This is a genomic window from Sediminitomix flava, assembly GCF_003149185.1.
In the GTDB taxonomy this organism is placed as follows: domain Bacteria; phylum Bacteroidota; class Bacteroidia; order Cytophagales; family Flammeovirgaceae; genus Sediminitomix; species Sediminitomix flava.
In genome coordinates this window covers 66781-90700 of sequence record NZ_QGDO01000003.1, presented here as the reverse complement: position 1 = coordinate 90700, position 23920 = coordinate 66781, and the positions used below count along the sequence as shown (strand labels likewise).

The window sequence follows — 23920 nt, the reverse complement described above, 5'->3', positions numbered from 1 at the left end:
ATTATGTCTTCAAAAACTAAATTACCTGAGCTTCCCTTAGAAGAATGGGAAGATAGCAAAATGATGCTTCATCTAATTCTTCAAATTATTGGCAAAGTAAGAATGGGACTTAGTCCAAGAAAAAACCACTGGTGGTATATCACAGAATATATTACTCCAAGAGGTTTTTCAACAGGTCCTATACCTTATGGCGATGGATTCAAATCATTAGACATAACTTTAAATGTACACAAGGGACAACTTGAACTATACAATAGTCTCAATCATAAAAATGCCATTACACTCACCAATGGAGTAAGTATCGATATCATTTATCAAAGGTTTATGCATGCCCTTGAAGAATTCGGCATTCATCCGCCTATTTATGAATACCCTTTTGATTTACCGATAGATAAGAAATTTTCAGAATTACATACTTACAGACAGTTTGATTTAGAATATGTCAAACGATTTTGGAAAATACTCATGTGGGTAACAGCCGTAATGAGAGAATTTGGAGGACGTTTTTATGGTAAAACTTGTCCTGTACAACTCTATTGGCACCATATGGATTTAGCCATCACTAGATTTAATGGGAAAAAAGCCCCTCCGCTAGACTCTTCTGCTAGAGCTTCAGATAAAGATGCATATAGTCATGAAGTCATTAGTTTTGGTTTTTGGGCAGGGGATGATACCGTAAGAGAACCGGCATTTTATTCATACACCTATCCTTCACCTGAAGGTTTAGAAAAAATGCCATTGGAACCCAAATCTGCTAAATGGGTAGAAAATAATGGTACTCAGATGGCTCTTTACACCTATGCAGATTTATTACAAGAAGAAAACCCACACCAAGCACTTTTAGACTTTTTTGAAAGTAGCTACCAAGCAGGTGCCCAAAAAGCCAATTGGGATATTGAAGGTTTTAGAGTACCTCCTATTGATGAATTATAAATCGTATCAACTGGTCTCTTCTTAATCCTTCACAGAATTACAACTATATTTGTATTTCAATTAAAGGATTAAGAAGAACTGTGATGAATAGCTTACCACTAATTACCATTTTAGGACCTACTGCCTCTGGAAAAACAAATTTAGGCGTTCAACTTGCAAAGCTGATACAAGGGGAAATTATTAGCGCAGATTCAAGACAAGTTTACAGAGGAATGGACATAGGTAGTGGAAAAGACCTAAATGAATATACGCTTAACGATGGGACTCAGATTCCTTATCACCTCATAGACATCAAAGATCCAGGCTATGAATACAATGTCTTCGAGTTTCAGAAAGACTTTTTAACCACTTTTGAAGATATCCATCAGAAAGGAAAAATCCCCATTCTTTGCGGAGGAACAGGAATGTATATCGACTCTGTAGTAAAAGGCTATAGACTTCTTGATGTCCCAAGAAATATTGAATTAAGAGCTGATTTGGCGGATAAAGAAAATGACGAATTAATCGAGATTCTCAAAGAATATAGACCCCTCCACAATACTACAGATATTACAGATCGAAAACGGTTAGTCAATGCCATAGAGATTTCTCTATTCGAAAAAGAAAATGAAGCACTAAAAAATGACTTCCCTCCCATCAACCATCTTATTTTCGGTATCAACCTAGACCGTACAATTGTCAAAGAAAAAATCACCAAAAGGCTTAAACAGAGACTAGAAGAAGGAATGATAGAAGAAGTTCAAGGCTTACTAGATCAAGGCTTTACTGCTGAACAATTGAAGTTTTATGGTCTAGAATATCGTTTTGTCACTCAATACATTCAAGGTGAGCTAAACTACAATGATATGTACCAAAAGCTAAATACTGCCATCCATCAGTTTGCAAAAAAGCAGATGACTTGGTTCCGAAGAATGGAAAAAAAGGGAACTGAAATCATTTGGATAGATGGAAATAAGACGACTGAAGAAAGGATGAACTTCGTGATGCAAACCATACTTCAAAAATCTTTCCTCTAAGATTTCATCAAAATATAATATGTAGCAATAACCTCCTCGTTACGAAAACTGATTAGAATAGTTGTAGAAATATTTAATTATTAAGGAAAAATATAGAACGTAAGTTGTACGCTTAATTGGATTGTCCCTTAAATGTCATTAGGTTTGCCTCCGTTTTTCACAGAATTTAAGAGAATATTTCAATAATTATGATTGAACTAATCAAGAAAAAGACCGCTAACGCAAAAGATGATATCTTATCGGGTCTTACCGTTGCTTTGGCCTTAGTACCGGAAGCGGTTGCTTTTGCCTTTGTTGCTGGTGTTGATCCTTTGGTAGGATTGTATGCGGCTTTTATGATCGGATTAATTACAGCTGCATTTGGTGGACGTCCGGGTATGATTTCTGGAGCAACAGGTGCATTGGCTGTAGTATTGGTCAACCTTGTAAAAGAAGGAAATGAAATGGGAATGGCTATGGCTATCCCTGTTGAAAATATGGGACTTAACTACCTTTTCGCTACGGTAATCCTTATGGGTATTATCCAAATCAGTGCTGGGGTATTTAAGTTGGGTAAATTTGTTCGTTTGATCCCTCACCCAGTTATGATGGGATTTGTAAACGGTCTTGCAATCGTAATTTTCCTTTCTCAATTGGGAATGTTTAAAGAGACAATTGGAGGAGAAAAAGTATGGCTTCAAGGAAGTGAATTATATATCATGGTTGCTTTGGTAGCACTTACAATGGCTATCATGTATTTCTTACCTAAGCTAACTAAGAAAGTTCCTGCGGCACTTACAGGTATCTTGGTTGTTTCTGCAATTGTGATTGCGGGAGGACTAGATGTACAAACTGTAGGTTCATTTATCCGAAACGGTGGTGGAGAAGGTCTAAAAGGTGGACTTCCTCAACTACAATGGCAATTGTTTGAACCAGGTAACGGACTTTATACTTGGGAATCTTTTACTTTCATGCTTCCTTACGCCTTGATTTTGGCTGCCATTGGTCTTATTGAGTCATTGATGACACTAAACTTGATTGACGATATCACTGAAACAAGAGGTAGCAGTAACAGAGAATGTATCGCTCAAGGTTCTGCAAACATCATCACTGGCTTGTTTGGTGGTATGGGTGGATGTGCTATGATTGGTCAGTCACTTATCAATATCAACTCAGGAGGTAGAGGTAGACTTTCAGGAATTGTAGCAGCAGTTACTCTACTATGTTTCATCTTGTTTGCATCTGCTTATATCGAGATGGTTCCTATCGCTGCTCTTGTTGGTGTAATGTTTATGGTTGTTATCGGAACATTCGCATGGTCAAGCTTTAGAGTAATCCCTAAAGTACCTAAATCAGATGCATTTGTATTGATTCTTGTATCAGGACTTACAGTAGTTTTTGATCTTGCTATTGCAGTACTTGCTGGTGTTGTCGTTTCAGCATTGGTATTCTCTTGGGAAAATGCAAAAAGAATCCGTGCTCGTAAACGTCTAAAAAATGACGGAACAAAAGTATATGAAATCTGGGGTCCATTATTCTTTGGTTCTATCTCAGACTTCAACTCAAAATTTGATGTAAAAGGCGATCCACAAAATGTAGAGATTGACTTTATCGAATCTAGAGTTTCTGACCACTCTGGTATTGAAGCAATCATTAGTATTGTTGAAAAATATGAAAAAGTAGGAAAAACAGTAAAACTAAAACACTTGAGTGAAGAGTGTAAAGTGTTACTGAAGAAGGCAAATTATAGTTATCACTTGCATGCAATTATTGAAGATGATATTGATGATCCAAGATATCATGTAGTTGCTCATCAAAAAGATTTCGATAATACAGCCATCGAGCCTGCACAATAATTTAATCTTTAAGATTGAACTAAGAGCCTCCTTTAATTTTTAAGGGAGGCTTTTTTTATTCTTATATATCCTAGTATATTGCCGCCCATTAACCAATAAATACAATTATTAACACTATAAAATAAGTTTTAGATATTCACCACCACTACCACATATCTAAAGGCTTATTCATACAATTAACATACACTTTTATTTATTTTTTATGAATTGTAGAAACGTAACTTTTACAAGCTTACTTGTATACTTTTTATTTTCATTTTCTCTGCTATCAGCCCAACACAATATTATAGATAGCCTTGAAAACGAGGTAAAAACCTATACTCAGGTGGACTCTAATAGGGTTTATTTATTGAATGAGTTAGGATATCGATATCATCAAATCAACCCTGTAAGAGGGCTAAAGTTAGGAGAAGAGGCTTTAGAAATTGCCCAAAGTATTGACTATAAGTATGGTATTTATGATGCCTACAACACTATGGGTTCGAACCATTTTACAAACTCAAAATATGCAGAAGCTCTTCAAAGCTTTTTCAATGCATTGAAAGTTGCTAAAAAATTAAATTATGATCAGCAAGAAATTAGTTTACTCCAAAATATTGGAGCTGTTTACTGTGCACAAAACCATTTAAGAGAAGGCTTAAAATATTTCCTCCAAGTAGACTCGATCAGAAACCAAGCAGAAAACCCTGACCCTAGAAGTCAGATGATTACACTTAGAAATATTTCAGAGGTTTACATCAACCTAAATAAGATTGATAGTGCTGATTACTACATCTTGAAAGCCATTGATATTTCTAACAAAACCTTTAATTCAACCGAGCCTAACATTTTACTTTCCTATGCAGATATCCAAAGAGAGAAGGGAAATTTCAATGAAGCCTTAGAGGCACTTAATTTTGCAATCAATAACCTTGAACAAAACGGTTATACTTCAAGTATGATCAGTGGACTTTATAAGAAAGCGACCACTTTTCAGAAAATGAATGTTAACACAAAGGCTTTCAAAGAAGTAAATAAAGGAATTAAGATTGCTCAAGAGAATGAGTTTGATGACTTGGAACGTCAAGGATATCTGATTCTTCATGATATCTACATCAATAAAAAAGATTATAAAAATGCGCTAGAAGCTTATCATGAATACAAAAGAATAAATGATAAGATCTACAACCAAGCGCAGTTGAATCAATTGGCTCAAGTACAGGCACAGTATGAAATTGAGCAAAAGCAAAAGGATTATCTACTGAACGAGCAGAAATTAGAACTTCAGGAAGCTCAACTTGAAAGACAAAATTGGATAATGATGTCGCTAGGTGTAGGGATGTTTACCACTATTTTCTTCCTTGTTTTCTTATTTAAAAGCAATCGAGACAGAAAGCGTAAGAATACCATTCTCACTGAGCAGAAGAGTCAACTCTATGAGCAACAGCAAGAGCTTATGGTTCAAACCGAAGAGCTCACACAGCTTAATGAAGAAGTGCTATCTCAGAGAGACCACCTTGAAAAGGTCAACATCAATCTTAATGATTATAATAACAGATTAACTGACAGTATTTCTGCAGCTCAAATTATTCAAGAGGCACTATTACCTTTTGAAAATAGAATGAAAGATTCGTTTCAGAATAATTTTGTCATTTATAAACCAAAAGACATTGTCTCTGGTGATTTCTATTGGCTAGTGAAAAGACAAAACTTTCATTTCTTGGCGGTCATAGATTGTACAGGTCACGGTGTTCCTGGTGCTTTTATGTCACTACTTGCCTACTCCTTACTCAATGAAATTGTAGAAGCAGAATACGAATCTGACCCAAGTAAAATTCTGAACCTTTTACATGCCAAACTTATCAAAGCAATCAGCTACACAAGGCATGGGAAAAAGCATGATGCTGGAATGGACATCGCACTTTGTCGCATGGAATATTTGGAAAATGATGATTGTAAAATTACTTATGCAGGAGCAAAAAGACCTCTGTACTATGTAAAAGACAATCAGCTCCAAAAAATTAGTGGTACTAGACTGAGCATTGGTGGTAACAAAAGGAATAGAAATAATATGGAGTTTTCGAATTCTGAATTGAGTTTATCTGCTGGTGATTCAATCTACCTAACTACCGATGGATACATTGATAACCCGAACAAGAATAGAAAGAAATTTGGCACTCCAATGCTAGAAAAACTCATAGAAGCCGTCCACGGACTCTCTATGACAGAACAAAAAGAAGCCTTCGAGTTGGCTCTTGAAAAACATCAAGGCAATGAAGCGCAAAGAGATGATATCACACTTGTAGGTGTTAGAATCTAGGCAAAACGAAATCTAAAAATACGAACAAGGCATTCTTTAAATTTAAAGAATGCCTTGTTTTATTTATGCTAATCCTCAATGTCACAAGCTACCTATCTTGAGTAGTCGACTACTCTTTTACAAACTTCAATTTAGAACAGCCCATATCATTAGATACATTTAAAATGTACACACCAACAGGAAATTCTGAAACTGAAATAGTCACCTCAGCTAAACCTTGAACTTGCTCTGAGTAAAAAATATCACCTTGAACATCATAGATTTCTAAAAGGCTATTTTTTTTTGAAAGACCATTAACTTTAAGCTGATTGGAAACAGGGTTTGGGCTTAGTTTAAGCGCTGAACCTACCTCACTTTCAAGAAAGGTAGACTTTCGTGAAGCGGCATTTACCTCTTCCAAAATCCATTGTGTAGAATAATTCGTAACTGTATTAGGTCTTTCGATCACATCTGTAGAAACTGAATGAGGTCTGAAGTAATTACCATTGGATTGATTTTCAAAATAAGAGTATCCACCACTAGCTGCGACCATCTTCCACTCCGTTGATGGATTAAGCGAGCTCGACTGCGTTAAAACAGAAGCACTTGAACTACTTGCAGCAGAAAGGTACTTTCCACTAGCTACATTTTTAAGTCTAAAGTTCACTCCATTCGTAGCTATTTTTTCCCATTTCATTTTATCCGTAACTTGAGTATTTGAAGTACTATAACTGATTTTTGCACCTTCAGAATTATCAACTGGATGTACAATTTGTCCCTGATGCTTATTTTTAAGAAGGAAAATATCACCTCCTACTTCATTTCCTGTAGACACAGAAACTGTTGATGAAGCTTTAAAATTACCATCATTTGTCGTCACAGTAATTGTTGCATTTCCTACGCCTACACCAGATACAACTCCTGCTTGACTTACCGTTGCAACACTTGTGTTACTCGAACTCCAACTCACACTTTTATTACTTGCGTTTGAAGGCATTACAGAAGCTGAAAATGTTGTACTTGCTCCAACACTAATTGATGAAGATGCAGGAGATAAACTTACTCCTGTAACTCCTATTGGAGTATTACTTTCTTCTTTTTCCCAAACTCTCACATAATCAATTTCCATAGTCGTTGGGAAACCTTGTGTAGTAGTATTGGCTGCATTAGGATAAAACTGATTACACCTAAATTCTGTAAACTGACGACGTAGTCCTACTGAGAATGTGACATTCATTGGTCGGTGCCAATACAAATTCTCCTTTTCTCCAACCTTAACACCATCTACATACCATGTGATTTTCTCTTTTGTTACTTCACAACCATAAATATGGAAGTCATTACGAGGGTCAAATGGAGCTTCATAAAGGTTCATGTTTTCCTCTGGATACGCTTTAGGTCGATGCCAAGTAGGTGTACCATTCTCATTGACCACAATCGTATGAAGATTATGTTCCATCCCTTTCGGATTGTTCCCAAAACCGTGATCCGTATCTCCTTGTTGCATTTCTACAATATCAATTTCACTATACTGTACATCTCCTGGGCTTGTAAGACTTCGGTCTATCGAACTGTACAACCAAAATGCAGGACATACTCCGGGGAACAGATCAGCACCTTTAATTTTCGCTTCATAATAACCATAAGTACCTGTGGCAAAAGATTTTAAAATCCCAGACTTATAATATAGTTCAAAATTCTGAACCTGTTTTCCGTTACAGCCATCCCAAAATGTTCTTGTATGATTTTCTTGTGTTACTTTGATTTTAGCTGTACCATTTGATACCGTTACGTTGTCGTTATCCCACGACCAAACACCTACATGTGAAACATTGGGATTCCACATACTTCGGTTGACTGATGTACCATTGAAATCATCGGATCTGTTCCATTTAATGACCCAATTTTCTCCTTCTTTAGCTGTGAGTGGTTGATTCTGAGCAAATGCATTTAATGCAATACACAACAGAGCCAGTACTGAAATGAAATTCTGTTTCATGGTTTTAATTTTTGGAAATAAAAAATTAGTCGTATTTGAGCCTCTCTTTAAGAAAAAGAGTCCAAATACATTGGGTTTAAAAGTCTATATAGGGTTTTATATTTGTAACTAACGATTGAGCACACTTCTACAATCTCCCTTCTATATTTAGAAGTTGAAAGAAAATCAATGAAGTCTGTTTTTTATTGATCATTCATTTGAATACTGAATGAAGTAATTGAAAAAAGAGCCTTTACATTAGTTCATTTGCAAAGGCTCTTTTAAAAAAGTTTATGGTCTAGGATTCCACCTCGTCACTCTGATATTATCGATATAGATCGTCACATTTTCCAGCCCTGTCTGAGCTATTTTCACAGCCATTCCATAGCTAGGCTGAATATTTGAAACGGTCACAACATCTACATATTCCTTCCATACACCTTCTTCAGTACCACCAATTGTATGTGGTTTTTCAGCGCCACCAGCACCCCAATTCAAGTACATTCTCATATTTGTATTGAACTGATTTGGTATTGTTGGATCAATACCTCCTCCATTTTCTTCTAAATAGCCATCGAAAGCAATTTTTATTTTGTTACTGCCTTCAGCTACATAAGGGAAGTTATGGGCTACACCATTTTCAAAAGGTTGGATGATCGTACCATTTCCCCAAGCACCTACTCCATTGTAAGGATTAACTGAAATTTTAAGGCTGTACATACCAACTGTTGCTCTTTCTGTTGTTTTTACGAGTGTATTCGTAAAATCTCCACCCAACCAACTTGGCTGTCCCGCATTCCAATTTACAGAAGACGACTCAAAACTATAGTCGTAACCTGCTGTTTCCAATAAATTCTCTTCTACAATCTTTAGAGCTGTATCTTCAAATTCAGCAACGATAGCCTTATCAGCTGTTTCTACTTCGCCACCAAAGTAACTCACAGTCACCTGATCATCACTATAAATTTGCTCTCCATCTAACTTTAGCACGATGATACTTTCATCACTTGGGTTTACAGATGCTTCTAAAGCAGGTGTCAATACTACTCCATCTGCTGTAGTTATTTTTACAGCAAAGTTCTCTGAAGCAACAGAAGCAGGATTTAGACCTCTAGAAAAAATTAGATGAACATTAGCTTCATTAGCCATATCATATATGACTTCATCCAATGTAACAGGCTCTTCAGAACGTACACATTTCACAAAGTTTTCAATGTATAAAGTATCACTACTCTGTGGCATTGGTCTTATCAGAACAGGACTTGCACTGTACACTTTATCAAGTGTCACATACTTCACATCAAAAGTACTGTTCTCAGCATCATTTCCAAGTAATTGTGCTCCATCGAAATTACCATCAACAACAGATGGCGAACCAATTGCTTGATAAGTAAACCTTACTACACTACCAAAAGGTATTTCTGTAGGAGTTGATGGATTGAGTGGCAACTCTTCACCTACCTGTCCATCAGACGATAAGAGATTTGCCTTCATTGATGAGATTTCCAAAGCAGGCATCACTGTCACATTTATAGTCGTGTCATAAGATGTTCCATCAATTGGAGTTGTTCCATCTCCTACATAAGGCTGATTCTTAAATTCTTGATGAAGTCCTACTTCCCAAGTTCCTACTTTATGAAAAATACCTCTCACTTGAGCCGTAGTTGGGTCACCTTCTACGGTAACGGTTCCTTCCTCAGTAGGAAATGTCCAAGTTCTTGATTTCACCCCTTGCGAAACATCGGCAAAATCAATCACTTGATCTATATTAATCAAATTATCATTCCCAGATTGAGACACTTTAATCACACTATGGCTTGGTGTGATGACCTCAGGAATATTCATTTCTTCACCACAGCCCGCAAAAAAAGGAAGTGCAGTAGCAAGAAGAAATTGGCTATATTTTTTGATATTCAGTTTCATATTGCAAACAATTTTAAGACTTAAAGAGCATCATTAGCTTGAACTTCTGCTGCAGGAATCGGGAAATAATCATCATCTTCAGCACTGTAATTCGAGTGATTGCTGACAAAGTCAGGTCTGATACGTTGCTCGATGAATAAAGGTGCTCTTGAAGGATCTGCTCCAATTGCTGTTCTAGCAACTTCGTCATTGTGATGCGACGTAAGAACTTCGCCAACTACACCCCATCTCACTAAATCTCTCCATCTCACATTTTCAAAAGCCAACTCAGTTGGTCTTTCTACCATTCTTAAGTGAGTTCTAATATTATCTACATTAGCCACAACTTCTGGTCTTGTTCCATATAAATCTTGGCTAACATGCAACTGAGGAATCGTACCATTTGTATCCATGTATTCTTGAAGCGTGATGACACCAGCTCTTTCTCTGACCATATCAATATAGTCAATGGCTGTTTCTACATTTTGCTCGCCTTCAAGCACTGCTTCTGCATACATCAAGTACACATCTGCCAGTCTCATATGCTTGTAATTGATTGAAGACCTCCACTCATTATTTTCCTCACCTAAGTGATACCAATTCGTGTATTTCTTCACATAAGAACTCTCACCAAAATTCCAACGTCTCGGAACATCAGACTTTAATTCCGATCCTGATTCTCCATAGTATAAACCTTCTAAATCTCTGCCCGCAAGAGTTGCCAAATACCTAGATGATTGTCCGCCTCCAGCTACTTCATCTGCAGTCATCAATTCATGAATCCAATAGGTAGGCATCACGACTTGCCAACCGCCCAAAGAATAAGGGCCATACCATCTTGCCAAAGAAGTTGACTCTCCTCCTGCTGCATTCGGGTCATCATCTATATAATGAGGATTACCACTTCCAGGGTTAATACTTCCATCGTAAGGGACTTCCATAATTGCCTCAGAATTGTAAGGCATATCATGTCTAAAGTTATCGCCAAAGTTTGAAGTGAGGCTATAAAGTCCAGAGTCTATGACCTTCTTAAAGTTCTCAGCAGCACTAGCCCATTCTTTGTCGTACAAATAAGTTTTCCCTAACAAAGTAGTTGCTGCCCCCCATGTTACTCGTCCTAATTCAGCATCTGGTCTTGTTTGTGGCAAATGTGCCATGGCATATTCAAGATCAGGGATAATTACTTGCTCATTTATTTCAGCAATTGAAGACAATCCTTTATGCGTCTCATCATCTGATGTGGTTCTGATAATCGCTTGACCAAATGAATGCGCTAAGTCAAAGTAGAAAAATGCTCTCAAAAACCTCGCTTCTGCAAGGATTTCCGTTTTTGTCTCCTCTGATAAAGCATCCATTGTTGGTACATTATCAATTACCTGGTTGGCTCTAAAAATACCTACATAGTTTTCAGACCACTTATTAAATACAGGGGTCTGGTTATCAGCCACAGTCAAGGCTACATAAGCGAAATGACGTGTCCATGAATTTGTTCCACCCAAATCACTTTTGGCGATCTCATAGGTAAGTCCACCTCCACTTACATATTGGAATTGCAATGCTCCATACACTGTGGTAAGTGCCGAAAATGCATCTGCTTCAGTCTTCCAAAAAGTAGATTCCGTAATCGCATTTGGGTTGACCTCTGTCAAAAATTCATTATGATCACAGCTTCCTAAGAAAAGTGTTCCCGATGCAAAAATTGAAAGAGCTATATGTTTAAAATTCTTCATTATTAATCCATTTTAAAGGTTAAAAACTGAGCTGAGCACCAATTAGGAATTGTCTAGAAACAGGATAGTTACCTCTGTCTACACCTCTCAATGAAAGTCCATCTCCACCTACTTCAGGATCGTAACCTGTATATTTTGTGAATGTGAATGGATTTACTGCCGATAAATACAAACGTGCTTTGCTGATTCCCATGCCACTTACATATTTTTGGAAATTGTAACCTAGCGTAAGTGTTCTAATTCTGAAGTAAGTACCATCTTCTAACCATAAATCTGAATATGCTCTTACGTTTTCAGATTGTCTATCTACAGCTACAGGGATATCTGAGTTCGGGTTTTGAGGACTCCACATTCCCAATAACTCTTTGTGTCTACCTTCTGCATAAGCGTATAATCTTGCTCCATTGAAGATTTCAGCTCCGTACGAATAGTACCCTTGAATAAAGAAGTCAAATCCTTTATAGTCTAATGAAAGTTGCATACCTGATTCAAAATCTGCTTGTCCTGAACCCATGTACACTCTATCATTATCATCAATTTTACCATCACCCGAATCTGGAATTCCATCACCGTTTGTATCAACTGTCAACTGATCTACATACTTCACATCACCAAGAATTGCATTTGGATTTATCTGTCTGTATTCAGCTAGCTCCTCTTCCGTTTTGATAATCCCATCCGTTTTTACGAGGAAGAATGATCCTGCTTCATGACCAACTGCAAAGAACGTTGTCTGATCCATCCAACTATGTGTCAATGACGGACGACCTCCTCCAAAGCCTCTTTCTGTTCCGTTTAGGTCAGTAACCTCATTTCTATTTTTAGTGAAGGTAGCACCCAAGCTATACTTCAAGCCATAAGGCGTTTCGTTTCTGTAGGTTAAAGATAATTCCAAACCTTTGTTGGTCATATTACCTGCATTCACAGTTACGGCTCTATAGCTAGCAATTTCATAATCTGGTCTTGTGATCGATGCTCCTAAAGATGGAGGTAATTGATATCCCAAGATCATGTTGTCTTTATCACTTTGATAGACATCAGCAGTAAACTGTAACTTATTGTCAAAGAATGCCATGTCCAATCCAATATTTGTAGAAATACTAGTTTCCCATAACAAATTTTGATTAGCAAACTGTCTTGAAATCAGCCCTGAAGTTAATTCTCCTTCTTTACCATATATATAATTTACACCTTGCTCAATCACTGGAATAGCTTGGTAAGGGTTAGCACCTATCCTGTTATTACCTAACTGTGCATAACTTGCTCTGAATTTTAAACCATTCATGAATGGAACATTCCAGAAATCTTCTTGATCAATATTCCAACCTACAGAAACCCCAGGGAATGTTTTGAATCTGTTTGCTTCGCTAAACTGTGATGTACCATCTCTTCTCAGAGAAGCTGATACCATATACTTTCTTTTGTAATTGTATTGGAATCTTCCCATCATCCCGACAAGGCTTCTTACATATTTAAAACCTGTTGCATTACCTGTAGAAGTCAATGCACCCAATTCTTGAATATCATTATTACCATTTGGTGAATGAACTCCTTCTATTCCTGCATTCTCGCTCACATACTTTTCAAGAGAATAAGCTGCTGTTACATTGAAATTATGATCACCGAAAGATTTATCATACGACAAGATATTTTCTAATGTATTTCGCTCATTCCATACATAGTTCTCTTCTTGTCTAGCTTGAGGTCTTGAAGCTGTAGGGTTGTAATTCCCTTTGAAATCATAAATCAGATATTTTGGCTGAAACTGAACACGTTTTGAATTCTGAATATTGCTACCTGCTCTCACTCTAAACGTCAAACCTTTCACCAACTCATAAGAAGCATTTACAGCTACATTGAATCTTCTTACATTTTCGATATCTGTATTTGATAAAATACCTGATAAGTAACTATAAGTGATTTCATTTTGGTCTGGAATCTGAATTATATCTCCATTTGTTGGTAAATCTTCAATAGCTGTATTCCAAGGCGGTTGTCTCAATGCTTGCTCATACAAAGCCCAAGGCTCTCTATGTCTTTCTTCATTTTGGAAACCAATACTCGCAAACATTTTAAACTTTTCTTTATTGATCTGCCCTGTAAGTCGAGTAGCTAGACGGTCAAAGTTTGAATTGATAAGAATACCTTCTTGTGAGAAGTAATTCATGTTTGCATTCAAAGTCATATCTCCTTTACCAGAAGATACATTTACTTCATAATTCTGAATGGCTGCATTATCATTCTGAATGGCTGCAATAAAATCTGTATCATTCTCTAAAGCTCTAGGGTTTACATCTAAAACTGTAGACTCGATACCTAAAGCTCGTGATCTGACTTGATCATAATAGAACTGCTCATGAGTATTCATTAACTCTGTGCCAGAAGTAATATTCTGAATACCTCCCCATGAAGTAAAGTCTACTTTTACTTTGCCTTGCTCACCTGATTTTGTTGTAATCAAAATCACACCATTGGAAGCTCTCACACCATAAACTGCTGCTGATGCTCCATCTTTAAGAATATCAATAGATTTGATTTGGCTAGGAGCAATATTTGGGTTGCTTTCATACGGAATTCCGTCTACCACATACAATGGATCTCTAGAACCTGTGAGTGAACCCACTCCCCTAATTTGAATATTTGCTTGTTGACCAGGAGCACCACTAGAGGCTTGTACGTTTACCCCTGCTACTGCTCCTTGAATAGAAGCTCCCAAGTCTGACGTAGGAACATTGTTAAGTGCTTCAGCCGATACATTGTTTACAGCACCAGTCACTTCCTTTTTGGTTTGAGTACCATAACCAATGACTACAACTTGGTCTAATATTTCTACGTCTTGTTCTAAGGACACATCAATCACTGTAGAATTCCCAACTTCAACTTCCTTAGACAAATAACCCACGTAACTAAATACAAGGACATCTCCTTTGGCTACATTTAGCTTGTAGCGTCCTTCCATATCGGTAATAGTACCACTTGAAGTACCTTTCACACTTACATTTACACCAGGCAACGAAAATTCATTATCGCTGACTGTACCGCTTATGATAACTTCTTGGCCATAAACTGCTCCTAGACATGTCATTAGCAATGACACTAGAACTAATTTTTGGAGCTTAGTTCGCCAGTTAACATGTTGTTTGATTTTCATGTGTCGCATTTTTGTGATATAAAAAATCAATGAACGGCTCTCCAAAATCAGAGGCGGTCATTTATTATACTTTGAGATAATCAACTTTATGAGCGATTATCTATTAACAATATTAAGGAGGTCTGCTTGGAGATTATGTGTTAGATTTACCCTTCACTTCTTCAAATTTACCACATCTTATTATTTGTTAATTTTTAAGTATTAGGACAAAAATTCCGAGTTTAAAAACTTATCGTTTATTGGTTTTATTTTCCCAGCTTACAAGCTACTTATCAAGCTTTTAACACTTAATAAGTAGTTTGTAAAGCATATAAATTATACAAATATAATAACTATTGGCTCTTTAATGTTTTCAAAAGAGAGATACTTATCTTATGGCTGTATTTACCCGCTGATATTCGATATTGAGGTAAAGTTTGAGATAAAGTCCCTCCCAAACCTGTTTGCATTAAATCGAGATTAAGCGTATAAAAACCTTGTGCTTTTAGGTCATAAGGATGATCTGCTTGTTCTATATTTTCTGCTGAGTATGGCCAAATTGAAAAATTAAACTCAGGTAAACCTTCTACTCGAATCCCTTTCCCTTCTTTATTTTTCATCTCTAGCCAACGAACCTCTGTTCGATTTCCATTTTCTTGAGGTTTCACATAATTATAGAAATAGTCATCGGCAAGCATTTCATACACTCCTATTTCAACTGATCTCTTACGATCACGATAAGACTCCCAAGGTCCATTTCCATAATACTTTGTCAACGAAAACTCATCTGATACTCCCATCGTAAAGCCAAAACGAACCATATCCTCAGTGATCAAACTATCTGCATCAACAGTCATCTCCATTTCTATTTCCCCTTCACTTGAGATCAGATATTGTGTAGAAAGTTTTATTCCTTTCGTAGATTGTAAAACTTTCAATTCTACCATTCCATTCTGCTGACTGACACTGAATTGATCAACTTCAAATCGATCTTCCAATGCTTTCCATACTTTTTCAGACTTTCGCATTCCTTTATTGCTAGCCCCTCTGACATCATTATCAATAGATGGTCTCCAAAAATTTGGTTTGATAGCAGAAACTAAATATTCACTCCCTTCAATATTTAAAGAACTTAAGCGTGCAGTTTCTTTTGAGAACGTCAATTTAAAATCAGAGCCAGAGACTTCAATGATCTGATCAGTCTCTTCAACTCGTGACTTCTCTTTTTTTACCTTAGTTGTTTGACCTACTTCCTTTCTTGCTTTGAGCAGTAATTGTTCTTTGGCAATTTCATAACCCGCCTTACACCAAGCTCGATCTTGCTTTTCATGTACACTTAGTCTTAACCAATAATCCGATGAAGATTTATACTTAATCCGCTCAACAGGAATCTTTATTTGAGCTATTTCTCCTGCTGCCAACTCAAAGTTGGCTAATTCACCCGACTGTATTTCATCTCCATCTTCAGAAACTGTCCATTTTATAGTGTACTCCTCAAGATCACTGAAAGTAAATCGATTGGTGATCGACATTAAACCCTTCTTTATTTCTACTGCTTTTAACTCAATAGGCTGGAACACATACTTACATTCATAAGCCTGTGGGTGTGGTGCTAAATCAGAAGCAAAAACACCATTTATACAGAAGTTTTCATCATTCGGAACATCACCGAAATCGCCACCATAAGCATAATAAGGTTTTCCATCAGGTCCTATTTTTTCTAGCCCCTGATCTCTCATATCCCAAATAAAACCACCTATCACATTTGGTGTCACACGGATAAAATCCCAAAACTCACCTAAACCACCTACAGAATTTCCCATAGCATGCATGTACTCACACATCATTATTGGTCGATTGATGTAAGGACTCTGAGACATGTTTACCACCTGATGTAAATTTGGATACATTCTACTCACTACATCTACAAACTCAGGATCATCAGGATTCGCCATTGCATCCCAATTTTGAGAAGTATAACCAACATTGTCTCCTTCTTGATAAAGCGGATGAGTTGGATCTCCCTGCGCTCCTTCGTAATGCACAAAACGAGAAGGGTCAAAATCTTTTACCCAACCAGCTGCTGCAGCAAAAGCAGGACCTGTTCCAGACTCATTTCCTAATGACCAAGATATGATACTTGGGTGGTTTTTATCCCGTTCCACCATTCGATAGACTCTACTCAAAATTGGAGCAGACCACGAAGGTTCATAAGGAATAAAACTACCTAGGTGATGGCATTCTACATTTGCTTCTTCCATCACATAAAGTCCGTATTGGTCACATAACTCTAAGAAATAAGGATCATTCGGATAATGCGATGTTCGAACAGCATTGAAATTAAATCTTTTGAGCTGTAAAACTTCGGCTAACATATCCGCTCGACTCACCGCCTTTCCTTTTACAGGGTGATGATCATGTCGATTTACCCCCATAATTTTAGTTTCTTCCCCATTGATCAAGAGGGTATTTTCAGGGCTGAAGGTTATCTTTCTAAAACCAATTTTATGATTTCTTGCCTCCACTACTTTCTGATCAGCATCATGTACCGAAAGTACCAAAGTGTATAAATTGGGCTTTTCAGCAGACCATTTTTTGGGTGATTTCACTTCTGCTTCAAGGAGTGCAAATTTTGGCAAATCTCTCGGTGGCCACCTTTGTAAAAAGACTTTCTCTGCCGATACACTCAAATGCTTATCCAACACTTCATGTCCATTCTCATCATAAAGCATTGCCTTTATGCTAAAATCGTTTAGCTCACTTGGATTCATCTTCATCCACAATTCTGGACGAATTTCCATTTTCACATTTTGCATCAATGAATCAAATGTCGTTCGCACATGAAAATCATTGATGGCTAATTTAGGTTGAGCGAGTAGTAAAACTTCTCGATGAATACCACTCAATCGCCACATGTCTTGATCTTCCAAATAACTTCCGTCACTCCAACGGAAAACCTGTACAGCTACTCTATTTTTTCCTTCTTTCAGATAGTTTGTAACATCAAATTCAGCTGCTAATCTACTTCCTTGACTATAGCCTACTTTTTCTCCATTTACCCAGACATAAAAAGCCGATGAAACTCCTCCAAAATGAAGAATAACAGACTGATCTTCCCAATTTGAAGGAACTTCAAAATCACGGAAATAACTTCCAACAGGGTTTTCTCTATAAATTTTGGGTGGTAAAGGAGGCTGTGGCCCTTTCCAATCGTAACTTAATGTTGCATTTTGAATATTTGGAGTAAAAGGATAGGTTATATTCGTATAGATTGGCTGCCCGTAGCCTTTCATTTCCCAATTTGAAGGCACTTCGATTTCATCCCAATTTTTTCGCTCAAATTCCGTTTCCCAAAAATTCATTGGGCGGCTTTCTGTATTTGAAACAAATTTGAACTTCCAATTCCCATTTAAATTTAGCATTCGAGCATGCTCTCTATTCCCCTCTAAAGCCTCTTTTTCTGTTTTATAAGAATAGCTTGCTACCCTAGCAGGTAATTTATTTCGTTCAAAAACGACTTCATTTTCCCAATCATTTTGCGCTTGTACAATATGGTTTATACACAGCAAAAAGCATCCGATAAGCCAATACCTTTTCATCTTCATTATCTTATAGGTTTGTCAGATCAAGTGTATCTAGTAAAAAATCTTCTTGGTTGACTGATTGAATTCGTATTTCAACTTTCGAGACTTGACCAATCAACTCTTGTTGAATTTCATGATTCAACTCAAAACCATGTAAAGGATCAACTTCTGAAAGTTCAATGGTTTTCAAAACTTCTGATGAATCACCCCACAGTTTTAAAATTGCTTTCCCTTTAAAAAACACTCCATACTTTCCTTTTAAAGCAGATTGCTTTTCGTCAAATGTGAGGTATTCGGTTACTATACCTGCATTCTTAACCGCCAAGACAGGCGTAGATAAGATTTTAGCGGCTGCATGAATTTCCTCAAAGTCGAAATGCTCACCCGATTTGAGTTTGTAGATCGGTGTTTTCACCTCTGTTTCCAGATAGCCAGTTTCCATTCCACTATTGTATATCGCGATATTTACTCCTTCTTCGTAGGTTAAAGTGGGGTCATAAGGCGCAAACATCTTTACAAAAGCAGTCAAGTTGGTTTTATTGACATAACATAACCAAGATTCAGATGAAACCATGTGGAAACCGCCCATTATGTTATAATCAAAGTGGATTTCAAAAATGCCTGGGGCTACTTCTCCTGTCCAATTCGTACCTACATTGAAATATTTTTCTACATGTTCAGGGTTATTTTTATCTAATGGCATTCGGTTTCTATGCACATATCGCCAATGCATTTCGGGGGTAACATTGATATGAAATTGTTCTCCATCAGGCATTTTATATTTTGTACTAAAAGGAATATAAGCCACAAAGTTTTCTCCATCTTGTAATAAAGAATCTGTCCAAGACATATGTTGACTCGTCGTCATTATTCCTCTATCAATTTCTTTTTCACCTACATTTTTAAGCGTATGTGTATAAAAAACTCTGCTCGAATTTTCCTCTGTAGACAGTGTTCTGCTATACTGGATTTCTTCATCAACTGAATTAGGTTGGCTGAATGCTTTTTCTCTTCCATTCCATAAAGGCACTGGCATTTGTTGTACTTTAGAATGTACTTCAAGTACTTCTTTCCCTTGCTTATCTTCTGAAATTGCGACTTGATAGGGCGCATCGCCAATCGCCACAGGAGGTGGCCAACGCTCTACTTTACTCCCTGCGGTATTTATTGCCCAATTATTCATAGGAATAGGAACAAGTCGATAACCACCAAAATTTCGCCACTCATGAAGCTTAACTTCATCCCCATTATCATAAGACTTTCCTAATTCTTTTGGGTTGATCCACAAAGAAGCGGTTTCTCCAAGGTTGTATTCCAACACTCTTCCTGCTGCATCTGGAACGACGGCCAAGCTGATATAAGGGTTTTTGTAAACATAAATACTATCCCATTTCCAACCTTTATAGTTTGAAACTACTTCAAAATGTTGAGCCGATAGTGTAGTGATGTTTACAAGAAAAAAAATACTCAAAAGTGAGTTTTTAATGTAGTTCATTGGTTTAAATTTTAAGGATATTCATTAAAGAACATGTCTTCTGGTATTAAAAAGGGAAAGCAATGCTTTCCCTTTACTGTATCTTAGTTTTTTAAAAATCGCAGTGTCCTTTCACCCTGAGCGGATTCAAGCTTCAAGCAATAGACTCCGATTGGTAGTTGAGAAATTCCAATACTTTCATCTTTTGTCAGTTGTTTCCTTAAATGTACCTTACCATGTACATCGAAAATGATCATCTGACACTTCTCTTCTATCCCTAAAATCTTAATTTCATCTTTTGCAGGATTCGGAAAAAGCTCAATTTTACCCAATGATGAATGATCAGTTGAAGTAATTGCCAGTTCTTCCACCTCAATACCTACAATCTGGTTGGATAGATTTACTGTTATTCCTCCGTCTTTTGATGAAATAAAACTCGCAACAATCTGATAATAATTTCCATTGGGAAGACTGGATGTAAATGGAACTTCAGAGATATCCATATTCACCACTAGCTTTCCCGCAGCTCTTCCGATTATACTATTATCAGTTTGTGTATATTCCTTTACCAACTGTCCATTTTCATTCATTTCTTGTAATCTGACATTCAGGCCAGAAGACGCTATAAAACCACTACCCGCATCAAAGTAACAATCAAAATTTAACGCTCCGCTTAACGTCTCGTACTGAGAAGGATTGGAGATTATTTGAGGTGCAGCTTCCCACACTCTCACATAGTCACAATGCATGTGTGTCGGGAAACCCTCTGTGGTTGTCGCTTCGGGAACAGGCTGTCTTTGTCCGTTTTCATCATATCTTTCAAACGGACTTCTCAAACCCATTGACACTGTAATATGCATGGGCAAATGCCAATATAGATTTTCTTTTCGCCCCCTTTCTATCCCATCTATGTACCAAAAAATAGAATCGGCTCTGCTCAACACACCGTAAGTATGATAGTCATCTCTTGGGTCAAAATCTGCATACCATTTTGTCTTCGCAATTTCGGGTGATGACCTCGGTCTTATTTGAGCTAATTCCCCATTTTTTAAGACTACTGCATGAAGGTTCATATCAATGGCTTCTGGCCCTTCCCAATCATTGGTATCAAAATTCCATTCGCGCTGTGTCAACTCCACCACATCTATTTCACAATACTTAGATTGTCCTTCTTCTGTCGGATTTGGTTGATTGATACTGTACAACCAAAACGCAGGACAGGCTCCTGGAAATCTTTCACTCCCCTTCATTCGAGTTTCAAAATAACCATAAGTGATTGTCTCATGATTTCTGATAATCCCCGATTTATAATAAAATTCACTATTATTTCTAGTATGGGTATCTTGAATCATCTTGATTTTCAAGTCTCCACCTTCTACATAAGCCAACTCAGGCTCCCAAGACCAAATCCCCCAATCATTCGGATCGTTCGTCCATTTTTGTAAATCCAAGGCATCGAATTCATCCGACAATTCCTCTACTTTTTCCCACTTAAAATCTGGATGAGAGACCGGAGTTTGAGCAAAAGTTTCTTGGACAAGAACGAGTAGAAAAATTAGTCCAACTGATATTATTTTCATCTTTCTCTATAGTTTGTAATTGTCCATACGATCATTGTCGTATTTTTCAAAACTTCTTTTCAATTGCCATAAAGGACGTTCTAAGGTTAACTCCCACTCATAAAGTTTTTTGAATAGCACCTTTACTTTTTCAGGATAATCCAAAGCCAAATTGTTTTTCTCAGAGATATCATCCGCAAGGTTATACAACTCTGCAGGTCTGTCCGAATAACGAATCAACTTCCAATCGCCATCTCTTACAGCAGCTCTTGTCTCTTTTTTCCAGAATAAAGTTTGATGTGGTCGTTCAGTATTCTCCCCTTTCACGAAAGGTAAAAGGTCTACGCCATCTACATTTTCAAGATCATTCAAATCCCCTCCTGCAGCAGCATAAAAAGTAGGAAGCAAATCAAAAGTACTTACGGGGTAATCATAGCTAGCATTTTTCTTCAATTGCTCAGGCCATTTTATAAGATAAGGTACTCGAATTCCGCCTTCTAAATGATTCGATTTTGTACCACTCAATGGCGTATTGATTGATGCATTTTTATCTGAAGGTCCTCCATTGTCATTGGTGAACACTACAATCGTGTTTTCATCTAAGCCTAAGTCTTCTAACTTATCCAATAGCTTCCCACAAGCTCTATCCAAAGCCCAAGTCATTGCTGCCAACTCTTGTCTTTTCCCTTCTAATTTCGGGAATCGTTTAAGGTCTTCTTCAGTAGCCTCCATTGGCGTATGCACTGCGTTATATGATAGAAAAATAAAGAATGGCTCTTCTTGATTTCTTTCCATAAAATCAATTGCTTTTTCAGCAAATAGGTCTGTGGCATATGTTGCAGGTTCTTCAAAATTGCCTAGACCATTTTCCATTTTTTTATCAGGATGATTTTTAGGCAGTTGTTGGTAAGCAAAATAACTACGGTCTCCACCTCTAAATCCATAAAACTCATCGAAACCTCTGTTCATCGGGTGATGCTCATCCGTACCTCCTAAGTGCCACTTTCCATAAAAAGCTGTTTTGTAGCCCAAAGACTTAAGGTAATCTCCCATCGTTTTTTGATCTAAAGGCAAGCCCATATCTTCTCCCAACAGCTTAGAAGAAGGACTCATATAGCCAGGCACATTATTCTCTTCGTAACCAAATTTTTGTTGATATTGCCCTGTGATAAGCCCAGCTCTTGAAGGTCCACAAACTGAAGCTGTTACATAACCTTGCGTGAACTTCACCCCTTGTTTTGCAAGTTTATCAATCTCAGGAGTTTTGATTTCTTTACTTCCTTGAAAACCAAAATCGGCATATCCGCCATCATCAGTAAAAATAAGTACGATGTTAGGCTTTTTTTTACTTTGCCCTAAAGTGGCTGTACAAGAAAAAATGCTCAGAATAAATAAAACAGTCTTTATACTCAATATCTTCATCATCATATCGATTTAAAAATGGATTGACTCGCTTTTATGACTTGTGGCAAATAACTTTTTTGTCAAAAAATCAATGCAAACTTCGGGAGTTTCCTAAGGAATTATCTCCTTTAATTTACCTTGTTCTAAATCTAACTTAGCCCTCTAAATAGCTAAACGGTACTCTTTAGGCGTTTTGCCTACTATTTGTTTGAAGTGTTTATTAAAGTTGGTCACTGAATTGAAACCTACCTCATAACAGATATCTGCTATTGGAAAATCTTCTTGAATCAGCAATCGGCTTGCATTTTTTATGCGAACTTCATTTAAGTATTTCTTAAAAGATTTATTGGTTGTCTTCTTAAAAAATCTACAAAATGAGTTTGTAGTCATACATGCAATATCCGCTATTTCTTGTAAATCTAAATCTCTATCGTAATTATTGGCGATGTACTTCAGCACCTTTTCTATTCTTTCCGAACTATCATCAACTTCTTGTCGCATGTCTGAAGTTGATAATACTTTGGTTTCTCCACTACTTGCCAATCCATTTAATATCTTCAGAAGCTTTATTGACTGCTCTGCATACGAACAGTTTAAAAGATCATCTAGGTCAGCTTTATAATAATCACTACGCTCTTCACAAAACTGTAGACCAAACCTTGCCATTTCTAATAACTGATTAATATGCGTAAACTCTGGTCGATCAAAAGTTCCTTCTCCGATAAAGTCTCGCTCAAACTTTATAACAAGAATATCTACCTTTTCTCCGATATGACGATGTCTCCATAAATGAGGAAGATTAGGGCCTACTAATACCAACTCTCCTTCTTTAAAGTTTGCGACACTATCTCCAACAAATCGTATTCCCGAACTTCTTCTTATATAAATTAATTCATATTGGCTATGATAATGCCATGCAGTTTCTAAGCATGGTACTTTATCCAACGCAATAGATAATCTCTTATTTAACTGAGCCTCCGAATTTTTTAAAACTAACTTCATGACCTAAAAATTTCGTTAATCAATTATTAAAAAATCTCCTTCAAAATCGCTCTAGAATTACGCCTTTCATATTGCTATAATTAGTCTAAAATGAA

At 37.0% G+C, this 23920-nt stretch carries 13 protein-coding genes; 4 read left to right on the top strand and 9 right to left on the bottom strand.

What is annotated here, in order from left to right; genetic code table 11:
* The first annotated feature begins 3 nt into the window (after positions 1-3).
* The 4 genes from BC781_RS12465 (at position 4) to BC781_RS12450 (ending at position 6083) form a co-directional block, all read left to right on the top strand.
* Positions 4-933, top strand: coding sequence for a DUF5996 family protein (locus BC781_RS12465; protein ID WP_109618154.1), 930 nt, complete (start codon positions 4-6; stop codon positions 931-933).
* An 83-nt stretch (positions 934-1016) separates the two neighbouring features.
* Positions 1017-1949, top strand: coding sequence for a tRNA (adenosine(37)-N6)-dimethylallyltransferase MiaA (gene miaA, locus BC781_RS12460; protein ID WP_109618152.1), 933 nt, complete (start codon positions 1017-1019; stop codon positions 1947-1949).
* 188 nt (positions 1950-2137) lie between these two features.
* The gene (locus tag BC781_RS12455; RefSeq protein WP_109618150.1) at positions 2138-3784 is read left to right on the top strand and encodes a SulP family inorganic anion transporter; all 1647 of its coding nucleotides are present in this window, start codon (positions 2138-2140) and stop codon (positions 3782-3784) included.
* 325 nt (positions 3785-4109) lie between these two features.
* On the top strand, positions 4110-6083 hold the full coding sequence (locus BC781_RS12450) for a SpoIIE family protein phosphatase (RefSeq protein ID WP_158281459.1): 1974 nt from the start codon (positions 4110-4112) through the stop codon (positions 6081-6083).
* 109 nt (positions 6084-6192) lie between these two features.
* Here BC781_RS12450 and BC781_RS12445 read toward each other — a convergent pair whose 3' ends face one another.
* The 9 genes from BC781_RS12445 to BC781_RS12405 all read right to left on the bottom strand — a co-directional run bounded on the left by BC781_RS12445 (position 6193) and on the right by BC781_RS12405 (position 23825).
* Positions 6193-8061, bottom strand: a complete 1869-nt coding sequence (locus BC781_RS12445) for an Ig-like domain-containing protein (RefSeq protein ID WP_109618146.1) — start codon at positions 8059-8061, stop codon at positions 6193-6195.
* Positions 8062-8331: 270 nt separating this feature from the next.
* Positions 8332-9963 (bottom strand): hypothetical protein, encoded by a 1632-nt coding sequence (locus tag BC781_RS12440; RefSeq protein WP_109618144.1) that lies wholly within the window; start codon positions 9961-9963, stop codon positions 8332-8334.
* Between the two features lie 20 nt (positions 9964-9983).
* A complete protein-coding gene (locus tag BC781_RS12435) occupies positions 9984-11672 on the bottom strand; it encodes a RagB/SusD family nutrient uptake outer membrane protein (RefSeq protein ID WP_109618142.1) in 1689 nt (562 codons plus the stop codon).
* Positions 11673-11691: 19 nt separating this feature from the next.
* On the bottom strand, positions 11692-14823 hold the full coding sequence (locus BC781_RS12430) for a SusC/RagA family TonB-linked outer membrane protein (protein WP_109618140.1): 3132 nt from the start codon (positions 14821-14823) through the stop codon (positions 11692-11694).
* A gap of 332 nt (positions 14824-15155) precedes the next feature.
* Entirely contained in the window at positions 15156-18407 is a 3252-nt protein-coding gene (locus BC781_RS12425; RefSeq protein ID WP_109618137.1) for a glycoside hydrolase family 2 TIM barrel-domain containing protein, read from the bottom strand.
* A gap of 4 nt (positions 18408-18411) precedes the next feature.
* Positions 18412-19881, bottom strand: coding sequence for a hypothetical protein (locus BC781_RS12420; protein ID WP_109618135.1), 1470 nt, complete (start codon positions 19879-19881; stop codon positions 18412-18414).
* Between the two features lie 83 nt (positions 19882-19964).
* Complete coding sequence (locus BC781_RS12415; RefSeq protein WP_109618133.1) at positions 19965-21440, bottom strand: family 16 glycosylhydrolase; 1476 nt, start codon at positions 21438-21440, stop codon at positions 19965-19967.
* Positions 21441-21446: 6 nt separating this feature from the next.
* Complete coding sequence (locus BC781_RS12410; protein ID WP_245935614.1) at positions 21447-22847, bottom strand: sulfatase; 1401 nt, start codon at positions 22845-22847, stop codon at positions 21447-21449.
* A 138-nt stretch (positions 22848-22985) separates the two neighbouring features.
* Positions 22986-23825, bottom strand: a complete 840-nt coding sequence (locus BC781_RS12405; RefSeq protein ID WP_109618131.1) for an AraC family transcriptional regulator — start codon at positions 23823-23825, stop codon at positions 22986-22988.
* Between the last annotated feature and the right edge of the window lie 95 nt (positions 23826-23920).